The sequence below is a fragment of the Flavobacterium zhairuonense genome (assembly GCF_004352915.1).
In the GTDB taxonomy this organism is placed as follows: domain Bacteria; phylum Bacteroidota; class Bacteroidia; order Flavobacteriales; family Flavobacteriaceae; genus Flavobacterium; species Flavobacterium zhairuonense.
In genome coordinates, this window is the sequence record NZ_SJSY01000075.1 from 16676 (window position 1) to 38445 (window position 21770).

Below are 21770 nucleotides of genomic sequence, written 5' to 3' on the forward strand. Positions count from 1 at the left end.
AATAAAAACTCCCGTTTAATAATTTAAACGGGAGTTTTTTATCTTAGAAAAATTGAGATTTAGCTCAAATGTTCAATCATATCTTTTGTCATTGATTCCAAATCAAAAGTATGTTTCCAGTTCCAGTCTTCTCTTGCAGACGAATCATCAATACTTGCTGGCCAGCTGTCCGCAATTTTTTGACGGAAATCTGGATTATAAGTAATCTCAAAATCTGGAATATGCTTTTTGATTTCGGCTGCAATTTCTGTTGGTGTAAAACTCATGGCAGCCAAATTGTATGAAGAATGAATTTTGATTTCTTCAGCCGGAGCTTTCATGATGTTGATTGTTGCATCGATTGCATCATCCATATACATCATCGGCATTTTAGTTTCTGATGATAAGAAGCATTCGTATTTTTTATCGGCAATAGCCTTATAGAAAATATCAACGGCATAATCTGTAGTTCCACCACCCGGAGGAGTTGACCAGCTGATTAAACCTGGATAACGAATACTGCGTACATCAACACCATAAATATTATGGTAGTATTCGCACCATCTTTCGCCTGCTTGTTTGCTGATTCCGTAAACCGTTGAAGGTTCCATTACAGTATATTGAGGCGTATTTTCTTTTGGAGTTGTAGGGCCAAAAACGGCAATGCTAGATGGCCAGAAAATCTTCTGAATTTTTTTTGCTTTCGCCAAATTCAAAACGTGAAAAAGCGAATTCATATTCAAGTCCCAAGCAAAAGCAGGATTTTTTTCGGCAGTTGCAGATAAAAGCGCTGCCATTAAATAAACATCAGTAATTTTATGTACTTCTACAAGATGTTCAATTTGGTTAAAATCTAAAGCATTGACTACTTCAAACGGGCCTGAATTAACAACATCAGTATTAAGTTTTCTAATATCAGAAGCGATTACATTTTCGGTTCCGTACAATTTACGCAGTTTTTGCGTCAGCTCTGTTCCAATTTGTCCACAGGCACCAATGATCAATATTTTTGGATTCATTTTTTAATGATTTAAGAGAAGGACAAATATAACGTTTTCGCAATTACATACGTTTTTTTGAATCATAAATTATAAATTCAATAATGAAAAAGTTTGTTCATTGGATTATTCTCTTTTACAGCGGTGTGTCTTTGTGCCTATAAGAGTGTGTCCGTGTGCCTTTGAAAAATCGTTCCTAAAAATCATTTTTATTGATGATAAGAGCTAAAAAAGTATCTTAATTTGTGATTCTAAACACTAATATAAGTGACCAAAAAATAACCTTGATTTATAGAATCTTTAGCAAAAAACAGCCTTCGTAATTGTAAATTTACTTCGTAACTTTGCCACTTAATGTTTTGCCAAATGAAATATAAAATAGCTCTCTTTTTACTTTTGACTTTTCTGCTGCAATCTTGTCAGGATGAAAATGCAAAACGTCTTGCCGAAAATCAAAAAGTAGCCAAAAAGAACGAGAAAATCTTCAATAATATTAATAAAGCCTGGACCTTTATCGACGAGCCAATTAATGAAGCCGCGGAAAAAAATGCGAGCACATGGAATGAATGGCGCGAATTTTTAAAAGAAATTGGAGAGAAACCAAGAAGAACAATTGGTGCATTTCAAAAAAAATCAAAAGCGATTGCAAAAAAAGCAATGGCGCTAAATAATAATATACCAACTGAATTAAATCAACCGGCCATAAAAAGCAGAATTTCTATTTTGATTACCAAAGTCAAAATGATGGATTTGTTTATCAATTTGAGTACAATTCCAGATGATAAAGTAACTTTTTTAATTGGCGAAATCAACAAGGAAATTATTTCATTGGAAAGACAAATGGATAAAATTGTCGAAAAAGCTAAAATTCCTAAAGAACAAGGAGAAGAAGATTTCTTGAGAATGTTAGATACAACGCGTGCGATTCCGAGTTCAGGAGCACCGCAGGTTCCATTACAAAAAACGGATCAAAACACACCAAAAGTTGAGTAAGAACGCCTTATATACCACATACGATAATCTGCCAAAAGCACAGCAGATTGCGACAAGTTTGCTGGAAGGGAATCAGATAAAAATGAATCTTAGTGGCTTGTTGGGATCAGCGGTTTCATTTATAATCCGTTCTGTTTTTAAGAAAACTGAACTGCCTTTTTTGATTGTGTTAGACAACAAAGAAGAAGCTGCATATTATTTGAACGATCTGGAACAAATGATCGGCGAGCAAGATGTTTTGTTTTATCCCGCTTCATTTCGTCGTCCATATCAAATTGATGAAACAGATAACGCCAATGTTCTGCTTCGTGCTGAGGTTTTAAACCGAATTAATTCAAGAAAAAAGCCAGCAGTAATTGTTACGTATCCAGAAGCACTTTTTGAAAAAGTAGTAACAAGAAGAGAACTCGATAAAAACACTTTAAAAGTGGCTTTGAACGATAAAATTTCGATTGATTTTATCAACGAAGTTTTGTTTGAATACGAATTCAAAAGAGTAGATTTTATTACCGAACCTGGAGAATTTTCGGTTCGTGGAGGAATTGTCGATGTCTTTTCTTTCTCAAACGATCACCCATACAGAATTGAGTTTTTTGGAAACGAAGTAGACAGCATCAGAACTTTTGATGTTGAAACGCAATTATCTGTTGAAACACATAAAAAAATCACGATTATTCCGAATGTCGAAAACAAACTTTTTCAGGAAAATCGTGAAAGCTTCTTAGATTATATTGCTGAAAAAACAGTTCTTTTTATTCAAAATACTGAGGGACTTTTTTCTCAGTTGGACAAACAGTTTGCAAGGGCAGAAGAAGCTTTTGAGAAACTTTCGAAAGAAATAAAACATGCCACGCCGGAGCAATTGTTCTTAAATCAGGCTTCATTTATAAAAAGATCTTTGGATTTTTCAGTTGTAGAATTGGCTTCAAGACCAGTTTATAAAACAACTAAAAAGTTTGAATTTCATATTCAGCCTCAGCCATCTTTCAATAAACAATTTGATTTATTGCTGAATAATCTGAGCGAAAATCATTTTAACGGATATGTGAATTATCTGTTTTGTTCGAATGATACTCAGGCAAAACGTTTTCATGATATTTTTGAATCTTTGGACGAGGCCAATTCAGAAAATATCAGAAAGCAGTATCATACGATTGTACTGCCTTTATACCAAGGTTTTATTGATGAAGAAAACCAAATAACGGCTTATACCGATCATCAGATTTTTGAGCGTTATCATAAATTCAATATCAAAAACGGGTATTCTAAAAAGCAGAATATTACTTTAAAAGAATTAACCGCACTTTCGGTTGGCGATTACGTAACACACATCGATCACGGAATTGGGAAGTTTGGCGGACTGCAGAAAATTCAGGTTGAAGGAAAAACGCAAGAAGCGATAAAATTGGTTTATGCCGATAATGATATTGTGTATGTGAGTATTCACTCGCTTCATAAAATCTCGAAATACAACGGAAAAGACGGAACACCTCCGAAAATTTATAAATTAGGATCGAACGCTTGGAAGGTTTTAAAACAGAAAACCAAAGCACGCGTCAAACATATTGCGTTCAATTTGATTCAGCTGTATGCAAAACGTCGTTTAGAAAAAGGTTTTCAGTTTGCGCCTGACAGTTATTTGCAGAACGAATTAGAAAGTTCGTTTATTTACGAAGATACGCCAGATCAAATGAAATCGACGGCAGAAGTTAAAGCCGACATGGAAAGTGATCGTCCAATGGATCGTTTGGTTTGCGGCGATGTTGGTTTTGGAAAAACAGAGGTTGCAATTCGTGCCGCTTTTAAAGCAGTTGACAATAGCAAACAAGTTGCCGTTTTAGTTCCGACTACGATTTTAGCTTATCAGCATTACAGAACTTTTTCGGAACGTTTAAAAGACATGCCCGTTTCTATTGGTTACTTAAACCGATTCAGAACGGCAAAACAAAAAACGCAGACTTTAAAAGATTTAGCCGAAGGGAAACTGGATATTGTAATTGGAACGCATCAATTGGTAAACAAAAATGTAGTTTTTAAAGACTTAGGTTTATTGATTGTTGATGAGGAACAAAAGTTTGGAGTTAACGTAAAAGATAAACTGAAAACTATTGCTGCCAATGTTGATACGCTGACATTGACTGCAACGCCAATTCCGAGAACGCTTCAGTTTTCATTAATGGCAGCGCGAGATTTATCGGTAATTACAACGCCTCCACCAAATCGTTATCCAATTGAAACAAATGTGGTTGGTTTTAATGAAGAAATTATCCGTGATGCGATTTCGTATGAAATTCAAAGAAACGGACAAGTTTTCTTTATCAATAATAGAATTGAAAATATAAAAGAAGTGGCAGGAATGATTCAGCGTTTGGTTCCAAATGCGAGAGTCGGAATTGGCCACGGACAAATGGACGGCGCCAAACTCGAAGAATTGATGTTGGGTTTCATGAACGGAGATTTTGATGTTTTGGTGGCAACCACAATCATCGAAAGCGGATTGGACGTTCCAAATGCAAATACGATTTTTATCAACAATGCTAATAATTTCGGATTATCAGATTTGCATCAAATGCGCGGTCGAGTAGGGCGAAGCAATAAAAAAGCATTCTGTTATTTCATTTGTCCGCCGTATTCATCGATGACAGAAGATGCCAGAAAACGTATTCAAGCTTTGGAACAATTCAGCGAATTAGGTAGCGGTTTCAATATTGCCATGAAAGATCTTGAGATTCGTGGTGCAGGAGATTTATTAGGCGGTGAACAAAGCGGTTTCATCAACGAAATTGGTTTTGATACGTACCAAAAAATCATGAACGAAGCGATTGAAGAATTGAAAGAAAACGAATTCAAAGATTTGTATCCTGAAGAAAATGATATCGATACGAAGGAATATGTAAAAGACATTCAGATCGATGCCGATTTCGAATTATTATTTCCAGATGAATATATCAATAACGTTTCAGAGCGTTTGGTTTTATACAATGAATTAGGCGCAATAAAAGACGAAGCTGGTTTACAGGAATTCGAAAAGAAACTTATTGACCGTTTCGGACCGTTGCCAAAACCTGCTGTTGCTTTATTAAACAGCATCAGAATAAAATGGATTGCAACAAAAGTAGGAATCGAAAAATTGGTTCTGAAACAAGGTAAAATGATAGGTTATTTTGTATCCGATCAACAATCAGATTATTATCAATCGGTGAAATTTAGAAATGTCTTGAATTTTGTTCAAAAGCATAGTAATCTTTGTAAAATGAAAGAAAAACAAACGGTAAACGGACTACGTTTGTTATTGACTTTTGAAAATGTGAAATCGATAAAACGTGCGCTGGAGTTGATGGAGTTGTTTGAGGAGTAATTTTTTGTTTATCTAAAATATAGAAAAGCTTTCGGTTTTAAATCGGGAGCTTTTTTTTATGTTTTTTTCTAAAAAATCACCAAAAGTGGGTATTGTATATTAAAAAACCGCTATTTAAATTGTAAGAAATTTACTTTAAATAATTTAACTAACAATTATAAGATGAGTTTTTTAGCAAAATTAGAATTAGACAATGAAATTTTTAATGTTTTAGAATTTGATGTTACATTTTCTCAAGGTACAGATAACAACGGCAAACCAGCCAATAAAGCAAAAGGCGGACAAGTACGATTAGTTGTTGAGAGTACAGGTACCGATTTGTTCTCAGATTGGATGGTTTCACACACCAGCACCAAAGATGGAAAAGTTATTTTTTATCGCAGAGACGCAATGAGTACCATGAAAAATGTAATTTTTAAAAAGGGATACTGTATTTCCTTTCACGAAAGTTTCCGCAGTGAAGGTTCTGTACCTATGAGAACCGAAATTTTGATTACAGCCAATGAGATCAAAATTGGCAATACTGCATTTGAGAATAACTGGAAGAATTCTTAGAAAGATTAGCTATGGGACATATTGTAAAAAAAACGCCTCGATTAGATATCGATATAAACATCGAAAGTAAAAATATTGTGGTAATCCAGAGGTGGAAGTATAATTGGATCGCAAATGGTTTTGGTGATTGGAATTATATTGAGAAAAAGAAAATTCATGAAGCTTTTGAAAAAGAGATGGATAGAGTGTGGAATCGAAAAGCAAGTTTAAAGGTAGTAGGTAGTTCAACATTTGCAATCGAACATAAGAATGATATTTTTAAATTATTTTTTGATATCAAATGGGCTGTTAATAATAGTCATTGGAATGTTGATGTAATTAAGGTTGCACCAACTAATTTTAGTAACAGACCTTTTGTAAATTGGAATACCCGTCAAATAAAATTATATACTGTTGATATTCAAAACATGACCAAAGTGGGAGCGCCTACGAATGTCTCTCAAAAAAATATTCCCCATGAATTTGGCCATGCAATTGGAAATAGTAGTTCAATTACAGGTATGCATGCGGATGAATATAATCCATCAAGCACCTTTTTTTCTGATAAAATTAGCATTATGAATGTAGGTATGGAGTTAAGAACTAGACATTTCGATTTTATTCTCCAAGAGATAAACACCATGATCGCTAATACAAATTTCAATGTATCGTTATGAAAAAAAAACATTCAATATTCTTCTTTTGCTTGGTATTTGTGATTATAAGCTGCCAAGTTAAACAAGAAAAACCTGTGAATAAAAAACAGGAATTGAAATTAGAGGTTATTTCAAAAATTTCATATGAAAAAGCAACGGCTTTTTATGGAAATCCAATTAAAACAGAAGTTTTTGATAATGCAAAGGAAAATGAAATTTTTCCAGGAATAAGAGCGGGAATTGGTAAATATTATAAGAGTGGAATTAAAATACAAATAAAAGAGGCTATTTGGAATAAAGATGATTCGATACAAATTGCGGTATGGTATACCAGAAAACAAAATCAATGGATACCTTTTGATAGTGTCGAATATAATAAGTATTCGGATTTTTAGCTACTAGGTAAAAGATATAGAATGACAAAAATGATCTCTTTAGTAATAATTAGTCTTCTGTTATTTTCTTGTACTAGTAAAGAAAAAAAGGTAGATGTCCTTTGGCAAAAAGTTTTACAAAGTAAAAATGCAAAAGAAGAAGAGAAAGCTTTACAAAATTTCTGGAGTGATTTTCATTATGAAAGAATTGGTGTTTCAATTTTTTATAAAAAAGAAAATGGTTCATATAAAGGATTAGAAAAATTATCGAAGGAAGATACAGTAAAATCTATAAAAGTAGAAATTAGTTTTGGCAACAATAATTTTCATTTAGTTAAGATAAACGAGAATCCTAAAGATCCAGAGAATTATTTTTTATTGTATAGAGATCATTAAACATTAATACAAAGATTTTTTTAAGATTAAATTACATAGGTTTTGATATGGCAGGATATAAATTTCAAGAGCAAATTGGAGGTTTTCTCTGGTGGTTATTAGTCAGATTTTGCAAAACAAAATTAGAAGATGAACAAACACGTGATAAAATGGCTAGAAATGTTTTTTTTACTTACATGTTATTAGTCATCATAATGTTTATTGATGTGAAATTCTTTTAAAATAAGATCTTAAAAAAACGCCACATAAATTTTAGAGCTATGAGATTTCGAATAGAGAGTGATATCGGAGGTTTTCTTTGGTGGGTTTTAATTCGATTTTGCAGAACAAAGCTTGAAGATGAACAAGCTGATGATAAATGGAGTAGAAATATTTTTTTATTAATTGTTATTGGAGTGATAGCAACATTTATATCGATTAGATTTTTTTAAAATGGTTGAATAAAAGAGATAGAGATAAATTATAATTAGGAAACTTGTTTTCTCTAGTTTAAAAAATTAACACTATAAATAATACAAAATGGCATTGCAAACAAACACAATTATAAAAATTGGCGAAACAATAATTAAAAATTTCAGCCATTTACAAATTAATCAGGAAATACATGATCATCATACATTTTCAATCGAAGTGCGAAATGATTTACTCGTAAGCGAATTTGAAAGTGTTATGCCGGTTTCGCAAAAACTTACCGGCGAAAAAATAAGCATTGAAATAAAAGCCTTGCCAGATTTAGGTGATCTTATGGTTTTAACAAATCCTAAAGATTACATCATGCAGTTTTACGGGATTGTCACAAAAGTCACTATGCGCAAATCCCGTTTTATGGATATGGAGGAAACCATTCTGATTCAGGGTTATAGTGAATCTATAATTTTAGACAGCGGTCCAGAATCGCATTCTTTTACAAAAATGAAAATGGCTGATATTGTCAACAAAGTAAAATCAGGCTATGATATTGATATGGAGGTCAATCCTTTTTACAGCAATATTTTGGCATATACAGTCCAGTATAACGAAAGCGATTTTGATTTTTTAAACCGATTGGCAATGCGTTACGGGCAATGGTTTTTTTACAATGGACGCAAGATGGTTTTTGGAGGCCCGGGAGGAGGTGTGCAACCCAAACTGACTTATGGTATCAATATGCATGATTTTAGTTATGATATCAAATTGGCTCCAGCATTGTTTAAAGTAATTGAAAATGATAATCAAAAAGGAGAATATTCAATAAACAACACTTTGGAACATAGAACAGAAGTTTCTGGATTTCACCAAAATTTTATCAATAAATCTAATCAGGTTTTTAGTAAGGAAACAGTAATTCAGCTCAATCAAAATGCAGTTGGAGGATACGGAAGCAGTGCTTCTGAAGAATATGCCAAAAATAAAATGCGAGCGGCTATAAGCGATATGATGCAGGTTGAAGCTTCAAGCGAGGTTCCAGGCGTTAATATAGGAAGCAATGTAATTATAAACGGTGTCGACCAACAGCTTGAAGGAAATTATAGGATTACTAAAATAACACATATTTGTGATGACGGCGGTGGTTACGAAAACCATTTTACAGCAGTAAATTTTAGCGGTGCCGCTTTTTCTCCTAAAACAAATCCAGACTTGATTCCGCGTTGTGAAAGCCAATCGGCAATAATAATATCTAATAACGATCCAGACGGACTTGGAGGCTTAAAAGTTCAAATGTCATGGCAGGAAGCCAAAGGAGAAACAACACCTTTTATACCAATGGTCCAGCCACATGGAGGAGGAGGAAAAGGATTTTATTTTATTCCCGAAGTTGGTGAAAAAGTCTTTGTTGATTTTCAGTCAGGCAATGCCGAAATGCCTGTTGTCGTAGGAACAATGTCGAGCAATAAAGCAAAAAGTGGTTATCATTCACCAAATAATGATATTAAAGGTATTCGAACAAGAAGCGGTATTGAGACCCTAAGCAATGACGCAAAAGGAAGCTGGAAGCAAAGTACGCCAGATGGTAATTACATAGAACTTGATGGAAGCGGAAATATTACAAATAATGCTGTAGTCAATATGACCCAAAATGTGGGAGAAAAAATGACCATTAATGTCGGTGGAAATGAGCAGTCTCCGACTCAATGTATACTTGAAATGGATAATAAAGGTCAAGTTCTTATGACAACTGAAAAGAATGTTGCCATTTATGCTAAAGAAAATATAAGGTTGCAAGTAGGTAAAAGTAGTATCACTATTACAAAAGGCGGAATAGAATTAAAAAGTGACAGTATTGCTTTAAGAAGTATACAAACTGCTATCTATGGTGAAGGATCAGCGAAAGCTATTTTTAATGGTACAACACAGATAGATGGGGATCAGGTGTTTATAAAGTAGAAATTTTGTTGGACGTATTAAAAATTCGTCATATATCATAAAAAAATAAGAAGAATGGCATACGAAATATACAAAGTAGTTAAGGAAGAAAAAATAGCTGAAGTGGCTGCCAAATTTAAAACTACAGTTGAAGAAATAAAGAGATTAAATCCAGATGTACGTTATTTTACCGCTTTTTTTGGTCCAGAATATATTGGGGCTTTGCAGGATGTAAAAGTTCCTGCAAGAGAAATCCCTCTTAAACAATTAACAGAAGATGCAAAACTGGCAGTAGGTAATTTATCGTTTACAAATGAAGCCAGATACAGATGTGAACAAAGTGTTGTCACGAAAATTAATGGTATAGTTCAAAATCATGCTGATACCAAATCTGAGTTTATAGTAGGAAAACAAGAAACCAAAGACGGGCTTTTTGTAAAAATACAAATGACGGATAACATTTTGCAAATGTATCCGGATCAAATGGAAGAAACTATTACGCTTGTAAACGATATAGAAAATGTGAAAAGTGATGCAATCTTCCTTGTAAACCCAAATACAGGAAAAATACGAAAAGTGATTAACCATCATGAAATAGTGTTTAAATGGAAACAACATCGAGAACATTTGAAAAGTAAATATGCTTTTATACGATCTAAAGAGAACAAAGAGAATCTTGAAAAATTTATAGAAATGGCAGGAAATCAGATTTTGTCTGAGCCAAATTTGATTTTAGATTACGAAAGCAAACTCTTTCATCAGCTGTTTTTTGATAAATACCTTGTAACGAACAAAGATTTACTTGAGCCTTACAAGAAAACTTTTTACTCACAATTGTTTACCGGACTTTCTGTAGGTCTTGAGTTTAGGCAAGATATGCTTTCAGAAACCGAACATACCATTGGGGTGCGAAAAGTAGGTGATATGCCAAAAAGTTACGATCGCAGTAAACTTGAACAAATGTATAATGATAAATTTTTGCCTTTGATTAAATACAAATTCTCTGAATTTAATTTTAGTTACAGACAGCGAGATGTTATTAATACCACAGAAAAATGGATTGAAAGCTCAGATGTAACTATGATTGAACAAGTAAAAAACAATATACAAATCTTGATAGATTATAAACTTAAAAAAATAGAATTATAATGGCACAATCATTTGTACCTCAAGGAACATCGGTAATTTGTACTATGATGACCTGTGGTTCTCCTCAGGAAATAGGAATTACAAGAAATGCTTATAATATACATACTGAAAAAGGGCAACCGCTTCTTAATATTAATGACAAAAAGTTATCTGCAGAATTTGGATGTAAAACAACCAAAAAATTTTGGGGAGGATTAAAAGCATTATGTATTGGAATCGCCATTGCCGCAGCAGTTGTTTTAACTGGTGGCGCAGCAATAGCGGTTGTAGCCATAGCTTTTACAGCAGCAGTAATAGCAACAGGAGTATCAATTTATAAAACAGCACATGCTTGCGATGTTATTTCTTCTTATGAATGGGTATTCTTTCATGAGACAGTTTATATAGAGGGAGCTAGTGCTTTGTTAAATAGCTCTCAGTTAAGTTGTGCAGAAGGAGGTGGATTAATAAACATAATCATGAAGCCAGAAATAGCTCAAGATGCAGCGAAATATATAAGTAATAATAATAATAAAGAAATCTTAGCTCAAGAGGGTTCTATGCTTGCAATGGGATTTATCGGTGTTTACTCGGCTGCAGTTATGGCGCCCGCAGCTTTGGGAGCAGTATCTTCAGCGGCTGCGGTTTCAGCAGTAACAGTTTCTGCTACTGTTGCTGTAGCAATGTATGCTCCTGGTGAATGGATGGGAGATAAAATTTCAAACGAAGGGGGAGCAAATGTAGCATCAAATGTAAGCGGTGACCTCGTTGGTACAGCAGTAACGGCAGGTGAGTCTGGAGTTCTAAAAGACGTAGCAGTAGGAACTGTCAAAAATACGGCTAATAAAAGTATACCAACTATGGCAAGAGGTTTGGCTCAATATGGAGCTGGAAACGTAATGGATAACATAGGGAAAAGTCTTGAAGGTGCTGTACGCTATGCTGTTGGAAAAACTAAATTTAACTTTTCTATAGATACACCAAGTTTAGGTGGCATGTTATGCAATATTCTTATTGGAACTGCTTCTGATAACTATGAGAATGACTTGGCTAAAGATACAATTTATATGAGTGGAGAGTTTGATAAGCAGGATAGAAACAGAGGAATAAATGTAATTGCCTTAACAAAATAATCATGAAAAAAATGATAAATTTTTTAAGAACTGCATTAGTAATGTTAATCATTATGGGAATTATGAATGGTATTATTAACTACTTTTTTCTATGGGAAAATGATGGAGAAAAATATTGTAAAAAATACATTGAAAATTCTAGACAAATTAAAATACGAGTTGATGAAAAAGGTTTTAAGGGGCAATTTGGAGGAACTAATTATTTGAAGTATACAATTTATTATAAAGGTATAACTGGGGGAAGTGAAGATTATATGTTTTTAGACAATTATTCGCACAAATATTTTAAAATTATGCGTTTTGATTTGAAAGATCCCTCTATTACATCTGGTCAGAGTTTGCAAATTGATGGAAAAGAATTATGTATAAAGGTCAATAATGAAGAAATAAATAATCCATCTTATGGCACACTTGCTAATCCAATACATGTTTTTTATTACAAAGGAATTGAAAAGCCAATTCAAAAATATTGGTTTTCAAGAGCAGAAAACAAAGTTGTTTATGAAAGTATCGAACCTACACAAAAAGAATATGAGTATAATGTAATTCAGTACTTGACCTATGTAATGTCAGGAAAAGAGTTTAAGGAAAGGTTTGAGAAATAATGAAAAAAGCACAAAGTTTTTTTATCAGTGCGTTGACAATGTTAGCAATAATTGGTCTCTTAAATGGCATTATCAATTATTTTTTCCTTTGGGAAAATAATGGAAAGAAATATTATCAGCAATACATTGAGAATTCAAAAGAGATTAAAGTTAGGGTTGATGAAAAAAATTTCAACGAAAAATTTGGTTACACAAGTTATCTTAAGTACACCATTTTTTATAAAGGCATTACAGGAGGAAGTAAAGATTACATGTTTTTAGATAATTACACTAACAAATATTATAAAATAATGCGTTTTGATGTAAATAATTTATCAATCACATCAGGACAGCGTAAAGTAATAAAAGGAAAAGAATTATATGTAATGGTAAATAATGAAGAAATATATAATCCGGATTACGGTACGCTTGCTAAACCAATACATGTATTTAGTTTCAAAGGAGTAAACGAAAAAAAACAGATGAATACTGAGACTGATAATGGAACAATAGGCTGGATAAATTTAGAACCTACTCAACAGGAATATGAGTACAATGTTACCCAATATTTAACTTATGTAATGTCAGGAAAAGAGTTTAAGGAAAGGTTTGAGAAAAAATAAACAGAAAAAAAATCTATGAAAATAATTATCTACTCAACAATTTTATGTGTGCTTTTGCCTTTTGTGCTTTTAATTATACATCGATTATCTGCTAAAAAAGACCATAAAAACAAGGAGTCAATTGTACATAAACAAAACTTGAATGTTCAATCAAGAGAATATTTAAAGGAATATTGCAAACAGCTTAATAACCGAAAAAAAATATTTATTTGGTTTTGTATTGCAATTACCTCAATCGGACCAATTTGGTTTTTTATTTATACAGTTTCAGAAACTAATGCTCTTGGTAAAGCTCTTATAGGCGAAGAACGTTATAATTCAAGAATGGACGATAGTTATCTATATTCGTTCATAATATTAGGATTAACTCTTTTAATCTTGAGTCCACTGGTTTATATTTTTAAAAGTTTTATCAATCAGCAAATAAGTCTTATAACTTCATTTTCTGATGTGGATTTATTAAAAGTTAGATTTGTAAACGATCGATTATCATTTATAGAAAAATACTTTCCACCATATATAATTAACGAAAATGTAATAGTTATTACTCATATATTTCTCGGTAAGATTATTATAGATATTAATAAAATAAATGCGGTAAATTTTAAAAGAATGAGAGTGAAAGGAGGTTATGTTTATGTATTTGATATTATAACTTCAACTCAGAAAAAAAGAATTTCTTTATCAGACGATAAAATATTAAAAGAAAATCTACTTAATGAAATACTTAATATAAATCCAAATGTAAAAATGTTTGAAAAAGAACAGGGATTTTTTGGCTGAGTTGTAATAGTTGAGAAAACAAAAGGTTTTTAAAAATGAAAAAGAGAAAAGAATTTGTTTTTAATAATGTAATAACATTTCATTTAGCTTGGATGATTCCTATAAGTATACCATGTATGCTTTTTTACGGATTTTTATATGAATATTTATTTAAAGGATCTTTTACATTATCCTTAGTAATAGTTTTTATTACACTTTATTTTGTTTCTATTTGGGCAGTTCTTAAAATGCTATCATTCAAAGTCATAATCTGGTTTGATGATTATCACTTATATGTGAAGAGAGGTGAAAGGAAATTTGAAAAGTTTTTAAAACAAGATATAATTGGATTTTATTCATATGATTACGAAACCACTACTCCTCAGTTATTAAGCTCAAAAATTTCAATACAGTTTTATTTGAAAAACAACAAAAGAATATATCTATATGATGTAGAATATCGTAACAAATATGAAACAGAAAAAGGTAAGCAATTAAGAAAATTTCTTATTACTGCTCGAGAGGAATTAGGTTTTTCAAAATTAAAATTAAAAAGATTTCAAAATGTTTATTGGTACACTATCAATTAAAAAATGGCGCACGAAAATTTCATGCGCCATTTAATTTTAAACCAAATCGAATTTATTGTATAATCAGTTTTTTAGTCACTTTAAAATCTTTAGAAGCTATATTTACGATATAAACTCCTGAAGATAAATTATGATTGATTTGTCCTGAAGTTGAAAGTCTTTCAGTCAAAACAGTTCTTCCGGTCATATCAGAAACTACAATTTCTGTAGCATCTCCAGATTCCAATTCTGGCATTAAAACATGAAATTCATTTCCAGTTGCAGGATTCGGATAAATTCCAATTATTTTTTCAGTTTCTGATGCATCATTAATTGTTAAAGCAGATTTTCCTGTTCCAACAGTTGTAGGTTCCAATTGCCATTGCGCACTGTACCAGCCATCTTGCGAATTTCCGTATTGAGCAGAACCCGTTTGGTTTTCGATATGGATAATGTTTCCAGTTTGCCATCTGTTTCTTAATCTAACCCAAGTTCCGTCAATATAATCGCTAGACCATTGCGCACTCCAGAAAGTTGTGTCAGTTATATTACATTGTACGGTTCCGGTTTGACTTTCGATGTTCATCAATTCTCCAGTAGCTACATTTTTAAGCACAAAATAAGTGGCGTCGATAGCGATTTTTTGCCATTTATAGTTGTTTCCTGAAACTGTTGTTCCATAACCAACATTTGTTCCAGCATCAGATAAGTAAGCGCCAGTCCATCTGTTTTTGATTGTATAATAATTTCCTCCAGTTGCAGTTGAAACTGTTACGGCACAAGTAGCTGTTTTACTTCCGTCAACTGTTGTCACGGTAATTGTTGCAGATCCGTTTGCGACAGCGGTAACCAATCCAGAGCTGTTTACAGTTGCCACGGCAGTATTACTTGAACTATAATTTACAGCTTTGTTTGTCGCATTTGCAGGATTAACAGTTGGAGTTAGTTGCTGCGTTCCGCCAACATTTAATGAAGCTGATGTTGGACTTAATGTTACACTTGTAACTGCAACATTTGCTGCATTTACGGTTACTGCACAAGTTGCCGTTTTTGCTCCGTCCTGAGTAGTAACTGTGATTGTTGCAGAACCAGCAGCGACAGCAGTTATTAATCCTGATGAATTTACAGTTGCTACAGCCGTATTGCTTGAACTATAAGTTACCGTTTTATTAGTTGCATTTGAAGGATTAACAGTTGGTGTTAATTGTTGTGTTGCGCCAACTAATAAAGTTGCTGTTGTTGGAGATAAAGTAACTCCTGTTACTGCTACAACAGTTCCTGGGTTTGAATCATACCAAGTATTATTCATATACCAGCCATTTTTATCTCGGCTTAAATCGGCAGTTTGGTTGGTTCCGTCGTTAAAGATTAAATTGGTCGAAGTTACATTGGTAAAAGTATAGCTGTACCAACCATTTCCAGCATCGGTCATGTTTACTCCTGGCCAGTTTACAGTTGCTAAAACTCCTGTTGGTAATGCATTCCAATAATAAATTTTAATTCCGGTTCCCCAGTTTGATGGTTTATAGAAATATACCGTAAAATTAGTATTCGGATTTACTGTAATAGTTGCCGAATTCGTTTTATTTCCATCTTGCGTAGTTGCTGTAATTATAGCTGTTCCCGCAGCAACGGCTGTTACAAGTCCGCTTGAATTTACGGTTGCAATTGCTGTATTGCTTGATGACCAAGTTACATTTTTGTTGGTTGCATTTGTAGGCGAAATCGTTGCTGTAAGCTGTTGTGTGTTTCCAGCATATAAACTTGCAGAAGTAGGTGAAACGGCTACAGAAGCAACCGGAATTGCAGCTACCGTTATAGCAGAAGTTGCTGTTTTGTTTCCGTCTGCAGTTGTAACTGTTATTGTTGTAGTTCCTGCAGCTACCGCTGTTACTAATCCAGAAGCGTTTACTGTTGCGACGGCTGTATTGCTCGATGTCCAGCTTACATTTTGGTTAGTAGCATTTAAAGGTGCAATAGTTGCATTAAGTTGTTGCGTAGATCCTAAACCAACCGTTGCTGATGCTGGACTAACCGAAACTCCTGTAACGGCTACAACCGGAGCATTGGTATTGGTTAAAACCAAATACTCATAAGCTGCAAATGTTCTTGTTGCGCCCGTTGTTAAAGTTACTGAAGCATTGTTATTATAAGGATTTACATAAGTTCCTGCTAGTGCCGCGGGAATAACATATGATTTTGAAGCATTTCTCAAATTCGACATTACGATTACTTTTTCTGTACCTAATGTTTTGGTGAAAATACAAATATCATCATTTGCATAAGTCGTTAAATCACCACGTCTGATTGCTGCACTTGAAGTTCTGAAATTTAAGATTTTGGCAAAATCTGCAGCAGCAGTTGGATTTTGTGACCAATTAAATTTGAAGTTCGTCCAAGGCCAGTCTGTTTTTGGCTCGTAGTCGATTTCTTGTCCGCTCATTAAAAAAGGAACGCCTTTCATGTAAGCTGAAACTAAGAAATTGGCAACAATTCCGTTATGGTTTTTGAATACAACAAAAGGTCTTCTCACACCATCATCATTGGTATAAGTATCGTGATTACCAGTGTATCTAACAATTTGCTGATTTCCGGTTGCTTTGGCATATTCATAAGTAGTCTGATCCTGGATTCTTTGAGAAACTGGTCCGCCTCCCGCAATATCATATAAACCAGCATGAAACCATCTGTCGCCATAATTCATATCGAAACCAACCTGAAAGTTTTCTTGTCTGTCACCTTCGGCTAACATTAATAATTTATGAGATGTGATTCCGCGAAGGTTTGTATTTACTTCTGACCAGAAATCCAAAGGAGGATTGTTTGCGTAATCGCAACGGTAACCGTCAACGTTTGCAGCAAAAATCCAGTAACGCATGGCATCTTTTATGGCAGCTCTTGTAGCTGTGCTGTTTAGATCAAGGGCAGCAATATCGGAGAAGTTTCCGAGTTGTTGAATGGTTGTTCCGCTTCTCATGTAATATTCTGGATGTGAAGCGATCCAAACATTATCCCATGAAGTTCCGTTGATGGCAATATCTAAAATAACTGCCATTCCTCGGCTGTGAGCACCATCGACCAAAGTTCTTAAGTCTGAAAGCGAACCATATTCTGATCCTACAGCTTTAAAATCTTTAATGCAATAAGGCGAAGCAGAACTTCTAGAATCAGTACCGTGAGGGTAAATCGGCATTAAATAAATGACGTTGGTACCGAGTGCTTTTATATTGTCTAATCGGGCGGTTACTCCGGCTAAATCTCCGTTGGCACTAAACGGGCGAATATGAACCTGATACATGTTTACATCTCTTGTATCTGGAACACCGGCAAATGGCGTTCCATACTGAGACGGATCTTGCGCATAAACTGAACTTGCAAATAATAACAGAAAACAGACTATTGTTTTCGTAAAATGAAATAATCTTGGGGTAATTTTGATTTTCATAATTTCGGTTTTTGCATGCTTGTCAGCATCTTTAACTAAAATTCATTCTCACTTGCATTGTTTTTAAATTTGACAAACATTTTGTGGTTAATAGTTTTCAAGTCGTAAAATTGTTTTTTGCTCAGAAATGAGCGTAGTTTTTTTCGCCACAAAATGCACGAATTAGCACAAATTTTAATCTGCAGCCTTAATTCGTGACATTCGTGTCAAAAAACTTAGAAACTTAGTATCTCAGCTCCTTAGAAGCTTAAATTATAATTTTTTCAATCCCTTTAATTCTGAAGTACTTCCTTCTTTGATGCTGATTGCAACACCACCGCCCGGAGCTAAATATTGGTTTAAGTTGCTTTTTGAGTTTACAATAACTTTTGTAACCGTATATTTCTGCGGATTTTTGTTCCAATTTGCCTCTTTAGCATCGGCATAAATTGTAGCGATGAAACTTTTTCCTGCAGGTAAATAATCAAAAGAAATGTTGGCAGTTCTTGAGTTTTCATCTGTAATACCACCAATAAACCATTCGTTTTTACCTTTTGCTTTACGGGCAATTGTAATGTAATCTCCTGGTTCAGCTTCCAGAATATAACTGTTGTCCCAATCTACAGCAACGTCTTTAATGAACTGAAATGCATCTGGAAAACGTTCGTAATTTCCTGGAATATCAGCGGCCATTTGCAACGGACTGTACATCGTTACATAATAGGCCAATTGTTTTACCAAAGTTGTATTAACGCGTTGTGTACTTCCTGTTCCATAATACGAAAGATCAGTTTGGAAAATTCCCGGCGTGTAATCCATTGGACCTCCCATTAATCTTGTAAATGGTAAAATTGTTGTGTGATCTGGCGCTAAACCTCCCATAGATTCAAACTCCGTTCCACGGGCAGATTCTTGAGCGATCCAGTTTGGAAAAGTTCTGTTTAAACCTGTTGGACGAACGGCTTCGTGGCTGTCAATCATAATCTTATAATCGGCGGCACGTTTGGCTACATTGATGTAATGATTCACCATCCATTGCCCGTCGTGATGTTCGCCACGCGGAATAATTTTTCCAACGTAACCTGTTTTCACAGCATCATAACCGTTGTCATTCATATACTGAAAAGCACGATCCAAACGTCTTTCATAATTAGTTGCAGATCCTGAAGTTTCGTGATGCATAATGATTTTTACACCTTTTGAAGCTGCATATTCATGAACTGCTTTTACATCAAAATCTGGATAAGGCGTTACGTAATCAAAAACTTCTTCTTTCCAGTTTCCAATCCAGTCTTCCCAGCCAATATTCCAGCCTTCGATCAAAATTGCATCAAAACCATTTTTAGAAGCAAAATCAATGTATTCCTTGGCACGTTCTGTTGTAGCTCCATGTTTTCCGTTTGGCGTAAGTTTTGTGAAATCATCAGTTAATTTTACATTGTTTTCTTTTCCGAAAGCCCAAGTACTTCTTCCTGCAACAAAATATTCCCACCAAATTCCGATAAATTTTACTGGTTTGATCCATGAAACATCTTTATAACTTGTTGGTTCATTAAGATTCAGAATTAATTTTGAAGCCAAAATATCGGTTGCTTTGTCGCTTACTACAATTGTTCTCCAAGGCGATTGTGCATCGGTCTGCATATAACCTTTTGCTCCAAGCGCATCTGGTGCCAAATGACTCATCATTTTGTTGGTTTTAGCATCAACTTCAAGATACATTGCCGGATAATTGATTAATCCAGCTTCGTGAATGTTGATATACAAACCATCATCAGATTTCATCATTGAAGGCGTTTGTACAGACAATTCTTTTATCGGACATTGCGCATTGATTTCAATCGTCGCTTTTTTCATCAGCGAAGGAATTTCTGAAATCTTTGAAGTCGTATACGCATATTCATTCGTATCATAATCTCCCGTAATCCAGAAAATTTTGTGATTTCCGGCCAATTGAAATTCGGTGCGTTCTTCTTTAATTACAAAATAACTTAGATCGTTTTGTTTCGGAAATTCATATCTAAATCCTAATCCGTCGTTGAATAAACGGAAACGAATGCGAATGTATCTGTTATTATTTTTTGCTTGAGCTAAAGTGACAACCAATTCGTTGTAATGATTACGAATTGTTTTTTCTTCTCCTAAAACCGGGTTCCAATTTTCATCAACTGAGGATTGTGCTGTATTTGTTACGGTGAAACCATCCAAAAACGAAGGCATATTTTGTAGTTCTAAACCCAAAGAACTTGGTTTTATAACTGATTTTTGTTTATATGATAATTGGTAAGAAGGAACGCCGCTTTCTTTTAATTCAAATTTTAGAGAAAGATTTTTGTCTGGCGAAGTTATTTCCTGTGCCTGAACGAATAATGTAGTGGCACATGCGAAAAATAAAAGCACAGCTCTTCTGCCCAAACGAATTTGGAACAGCATTTTTTGGGATTGAAAATTCATGTTATTTAGTTTTTTGCAAATCTAATTCTATTAGAGGCTTTTATTATTTTTTAAGTATTAAATATTGGTATGCCGCTAAGTTTATTTCGGATCCAATGGTAACCGGATTTCCCGTTAAGGCATCAGTCCAAGTAGTATTTGCCAATGCAGTCGAAGCTGTATATTTAACTGCTTTATTTTTAACGTTTGCTACAATTAAAACTTTATCAGCAGTGGTTTCCATTGTAAAAACGGTTGCATCATTGCTGCTGTATCCTGTAATTTTTCCTTTTCTCAGCGCTTCACTTGTGTTTCTGAAAGCGATTATTTTTTTGTATTCTTTCAGCATATCAAAATCAGTAGTTGACCAGTCAATCGCTACTTTGTCAAAATAATCGATTCGTTTTGCATAACCAATTTCTTGCCCACCGTAAATCATTGGAACAGATTTCATGCTTGAAGCAATTACAAAAGCAACTAAAGATCCTTTTTTACCTCCAAAAAGTTCTAGTGGAGTTCCGTCAGAAAGATTCACATCGTGATTTGTTATATAACGAACAATGCGTTTTGAACTGTCTAATTGGCCATATTCTTTTGAACTTTCAGATTGCAAATAAGAAGCAGGTTGTGCTTCAGAAAAGACTTTTTTTAATGCATCAAAATAAGCAAATCCAAAAGTATAATCAAATCCTGCGTCATAATGGTTGACTCTTGTACCTTCTGCCATCATAATCATTTTCTGATTTTTGATTTTACGGATTGCGGTAATTGCCTGAGTCCAAAAAGTCACCGGAACAAAGTCGGCGGCATCGCATCTGAAGCCATCAATATTGGCATTGTAAACCCAATATGACATGGCATCGATCATGGCATTTTTCATATCAGTATTGGTATAATTTAACTGTGCTACATCTTGCCAGTTGGTTCCAGGCGGAATTATAATGTTTCCGTTTGCATCTTTTTGGTACCAATCCGAATGCGCTGTAATCCATTGATTGTCCCATGAAGTATGATTGGCAACCCAGTCTAAAATAACCGCAATGTTTTTAGTATGAGCTTCAGTAACTAGTGAACGAAGATCTTCCAGATTACCAAAATCAGAATTAATTGCTTTATAATCTTTTACGCAATAAGGCGAACCGTATTTTCCAGCTGCTTTTACAACTCCAACAGGATAAATAGGCATTAGATAGATTACATTCGCACCTAATTTTTGAATAGAATCAAGACGTTTCTGTACTCCTTTTAGATTTCCTTCCGGACTAAAAGAACGAATATTTACCTGATAAATAACCGCATCTTCATTTGCAGGAACTTTGTCAAAAGCAGTTCCATATTGTTGATATCCCGTTCCTGGATCTGGTTTTGGATCCGTTTTAGGACTGTCGTCTGATGAACTGCAGGAAATAAATGCCAAAGCAAACAGCAAAATAAAAACGATGTTGGTTTTAGACTTCATGATTATAGAAATTAAATTATACAA

17 protein-coding genes are annotated in these 21770 nt (G+C 34.0%); 13 read left to right on the plus strand and 4 right to left on the minus strand.

The window, feature by feature from the left end; genetic code table 11:
• Positions 1 to 59: 59 nt before the first annotated feature.
• Positions 60 to 998 carry an L-threonine 3-dehydrogenase gene (locus tag EYY60_RS16685; protein ID WP_132990451.1) on the minus strand — a complete coding sequence of 313 codons (939 nt, stop codon included), beginning with the start codon at positions 996 to 998 and terminating at the stop codon, positions 60 to 62.
• 345 nt (positions 999 to 1343) lie between these two features.
• Between EYY60_RS16685 and EYY60_RS16690 the strand changes: the two genes are divergently transcribed.
• The 13 genes from EYY60_RS16690 to EYY60_RS16750 all read left to right on the plus strand — a co-directional run bounded on the left by EYY60_RS16690 (position 1344) and on the right by EYY60_RS16750 (position 14451).
• Positions 1344 to 1970: a hypothetical protein gene (locus tag EYY60_RS16690; protein WP_132990452.1), complete on the plus strand. Its 627-nt coding sequence runs from the start codon at positions 1344 to 1346 to the stop codon at positions 1968 to 1970.
• A complete protein-coding gene (gene mfd, locus EYY60_RS16695) occupies positions 1963 to 5328 on the plus strand; it encodes a transcription-repair coupling factor (RefSeq protein ID WP_132990453.1) in 3366 nt (1121 codons plus the stop codon). The genes EYY60_RS16690 and mfd overlap by 8 nt, the downstream gene beginning before the upstream one ends.
• 162 nt (positions 5329 to 5490) lie before the next feature.
• Entirely contained in the window at positions 5491 to 5883 is a 393-nt protein-coding gene (gene tssD, locus EYY60_RS16700) for a type VI secretion system tube protein TssD (protein ID WP_132990454.1), read from the plus strand.
• Between the two features lie 11 nt (positions 5884 to 5894).
• A complete protein-coding gene (locus tag EYY60_RS16705; RefSeq protein WP_132990455.1) occupies positions 5895 to 6539 on the plus strand; it encodes a hypothetical protein in 645 nt (214 codons plus the stop codon).
• Positions 6536 to 6913 carry a hypothetical protein gene (locus tag EYY60_RS16710; RefSeq protein ID WP_132990456.1) on the plus strand — a complete coding sequence of 126 codons (378 nt, stop codon included), beginning with the start codon at positions 6536 to 6538 and terminating at the stop codon, positions 6911 to 6913. Before EYY60_RS16705 ends, EYY60_RS16710 begins: the two co-directional genes overlap by 4 nt.
• Before the next feature lie 21 nt (positions 6914 to 6934).
• A complete protein-coding gene (locus EYY60_RS16715; RefSeq protein ID WP_132990457.1) occupies positions 6935 to 7288 on the plus strand; it encodes a hypothetical protein in 354 nt (117 codons plus the stop codon).
• 519 nt (positions 7289 to 7807) lie between these two features.
• On the plus strand, positions 7808 to 9652 hold the full coding sequence (locus tag EYY60_RS16720) for a phage baseplate assembly protein V (RefSeq protein WP_132990458.1): 1845 nt from the start codon (positions 7808 to 7810) through the stop codon (positions 9650 to 9652).
• A 54-nt stretch (positions 9653 to 9706) separates the two neighbouring features.
• Positions 9707 to 10780 (plus strand): LysM peptidoglycan-binding domain-containing protein, encoded by a 1074-nt coding sequence (locus EYY60_RS16725; protein ID WP_132990459.1) that lies wholly within the window; start codon positions 9707 to 9709, stop codon positions 10778 to 10780.
• A complete protein-coding gene (locus EYY60_RS16730; protein WP_132990460.1) occupies positions 10780 to 11892 on the plus strand; it encodes a PAAR-like protein in 1113 nt (370 codons plus the stop codon). The genes EYY60_RS16725 and EYY60_RS16730 overlap by 1 nt, the downstream gene beginning before the upstream one ends.
• A 2-nt stretch (positions 11893 to 11894) precedes the next feature.
• Positions 11895 to 12497, plus strand: coding sequence for a hypothetical protein (locus EYY60_RS16735; protein ID WP_132990461.1), 603 nt, complete (start codon positions 11895 to 11897; stop codon positions 12495 to 12497).
• Positions 12497 to 13099 (plus strand): hypothetical protein, encoded by a 603-nt coding sequence (locus EYY60_RS16740; protein WP_132990462.1) that lies wholly within the window; start codon positions 12497 to 12499, stop codon positions 13097 to 13099. The genes EYY60_RS16735 and EYY60_RS16740 overlap by 1 nt, the downstream gene beginning before the upstream one ends.
• Positions 13100 to 13114: 15 nt before the next feature.
• Positions 13115 to 13882 carry a hypothetical protein gene (locus tag EYY60_RS16745; RefSeq protein WP_132990463.1) on the plus strand — a complete coding sequence of 256 codons (768 nt, stop codon included), beginning with the start codon at positions 13115 to 13117 and terminating at the stop codon, positions 13880 to 13882.
• Positions 13883 to 13917: 35 nt separating this feature from the next.
• Positions 13918 to 14451: a hypothetical protein gene (locus tag EYY60_RS16750; protein ID WP_132990464.1), complete on the plus strand. Its 534-nt coding sequence runs from the start codon at positions 13918 to 13920 to the stop codon at positions 14449 to 14451.
• Positions 14452 to 14503: 52 nt separating this feature from the next.
• On the opposite strand, the gene EYY60_RS22465 is transcribed toward EYY60_RS16750, so the two are convergent.
• The 3 genes from EYY60_RS22465 to EYY60_RS16770 form a co-directional block, all read right to left on the minus strand.
• Positions 14504 to 17875 (minus strand): Ig-like domain-containing protein, encoded by a 3372-nt coding sequence (locus EYY60_RS22465; protein WP_235832350.1) that lies wholly within the window; start codon positions 17873 to 17875, stop codon positions 14504 to 14506.
• A 252-nt stretch (positions 17876 to 18127) separates the two neighbouring features.
• Positions 18128 to 20308 (minus strand): glycoside hydrolase family 97 protein, encoded by a 2181-nt coding sequence (locus EYY60_RS16765; RefSeq protein ID WP_235832351.1) that lies wholly within the window; start codon positions 20306 to 20308, stop codon positions 18128 to 18130.
• A gap of 43 nt (positions 20309 to 20351) precedes the next feature.
• Positions 20352 to 21746, minus strand: a complete 1395-nt coding sequence (locus EYY60_RS16770; RefSeq protein WP_132990465.1) for an alpha-amylase family glycosyl hydrolase — start codon at positions 21744 to 21746, stop codon at positions 20352 to 20354.
• Positions 21747 to 21770 lie beyond the last annotated feature (24 nt).

Coding starts and splice junctions, on each gene's coding strand:
- EYY60_RS16720 (WP_132990458.1), top strand. CDS start 7,808: ATGGCATTGCAAACAAACACAATTATAAAAATTGGCGAAACAATAATT.
- EYY60_RS16765 (WP_235832351.1), bottom strand. CDS start 20,308: ATGAATTTTCAATCCCAAAAAATGCTGTTCCAAATTCGTTTGGGCAGA.
- EYY60_RS16685 (WP_132990451.1), bottom strand. CDS start 998: ATGAATCCAAAAATATTGATCATTGGTGCCTGTGGACAAATTGGAACA.
- EYY60_RS16740 (WP_132990462.1), top strand. CDS start 12,497: ATGAAAAAAGCACAAAGTTTTTTTATCAGTGCGTTGACAATGTTAGCA.
- EYY60_RS16710 (WP_132990456.1), top strand. CDS start 6,536: ATGAAAAAAAAACATTCAATATTCTTCTTTTGCTTGGTATTTGTGATT.
- EYY60_RS16725 (WP_132990459.1), top strand. CDS start 9,707: ATGGCATACGAAATATACAAAGTAGTTAAGGAAGAAAAAATAGCTGAA.
- EYY60_RS16705 (WP_132990455.1), top strand. CDS start 5,895: ATGGGACATATTGTAAAAAAAACGCCTCGATTAGATATCGATATAAAC.
- EYY60_RS16715 (WP_132990457.1), top strand. CDS start 6,935: ATGACAAAAATGATCTCTTTAGTAATAATTAGTCTTCTGTTATTTTCT.
- EYY60_RS16750 (WP_132990464.1), top strand. CDS start 13,918: ATGAAAAAGAGAAAAGAATTTGTTTTTAATAATGTAATAACATTTCAT.
- EYY60_RS16735 (WP_132990461.1), top strand. CDS start 11,895: ATGAAAAAAATGATAAATTTTTTAAGAACTGCATTAGTAATGTTAATC.
- EYY60_RS16745 (WP_132990463.1), top strand. CDS start 13,115: ATGAAAATAATTATCTACTCAACAATTTTATGTGTGCTTTTGCCTTTT.
- EYY60_RS16730 (WP_132990460.1), top strand. CDS start 10,780: ATGGCACAATCATTTGTACCTCAAGGAACATCGGTAATTTGTACTATG.
- EYY60_RS16690 (WP_132990452.1), top strand. CDS start 1,344: ATGAAATATAAAATAGCTCTCTTTTTACTTTTGACTTTTCTGCTGCAA.
- tssD (WP_132990454.1), top strand. CDS start 5,491: ATGAGTTTTTTAGCAAAATTAGAATTAGACAATGAAATTTTTAATGTT.
- EYY60_RS22465 (WP_235832350.1), bottom strand. CDS start 17,875: ATGAAAATCAAAATTACCCCAAGATTATTTCATTTTACGAAAACAATA.
- EYY60_RS16770 (WP_132990465.1), bottom strand. CDS start 21,746: ATGAAGTCTAAAACCAACATCGTTTTTATTTTGCTGTTTGCTTTGGCA.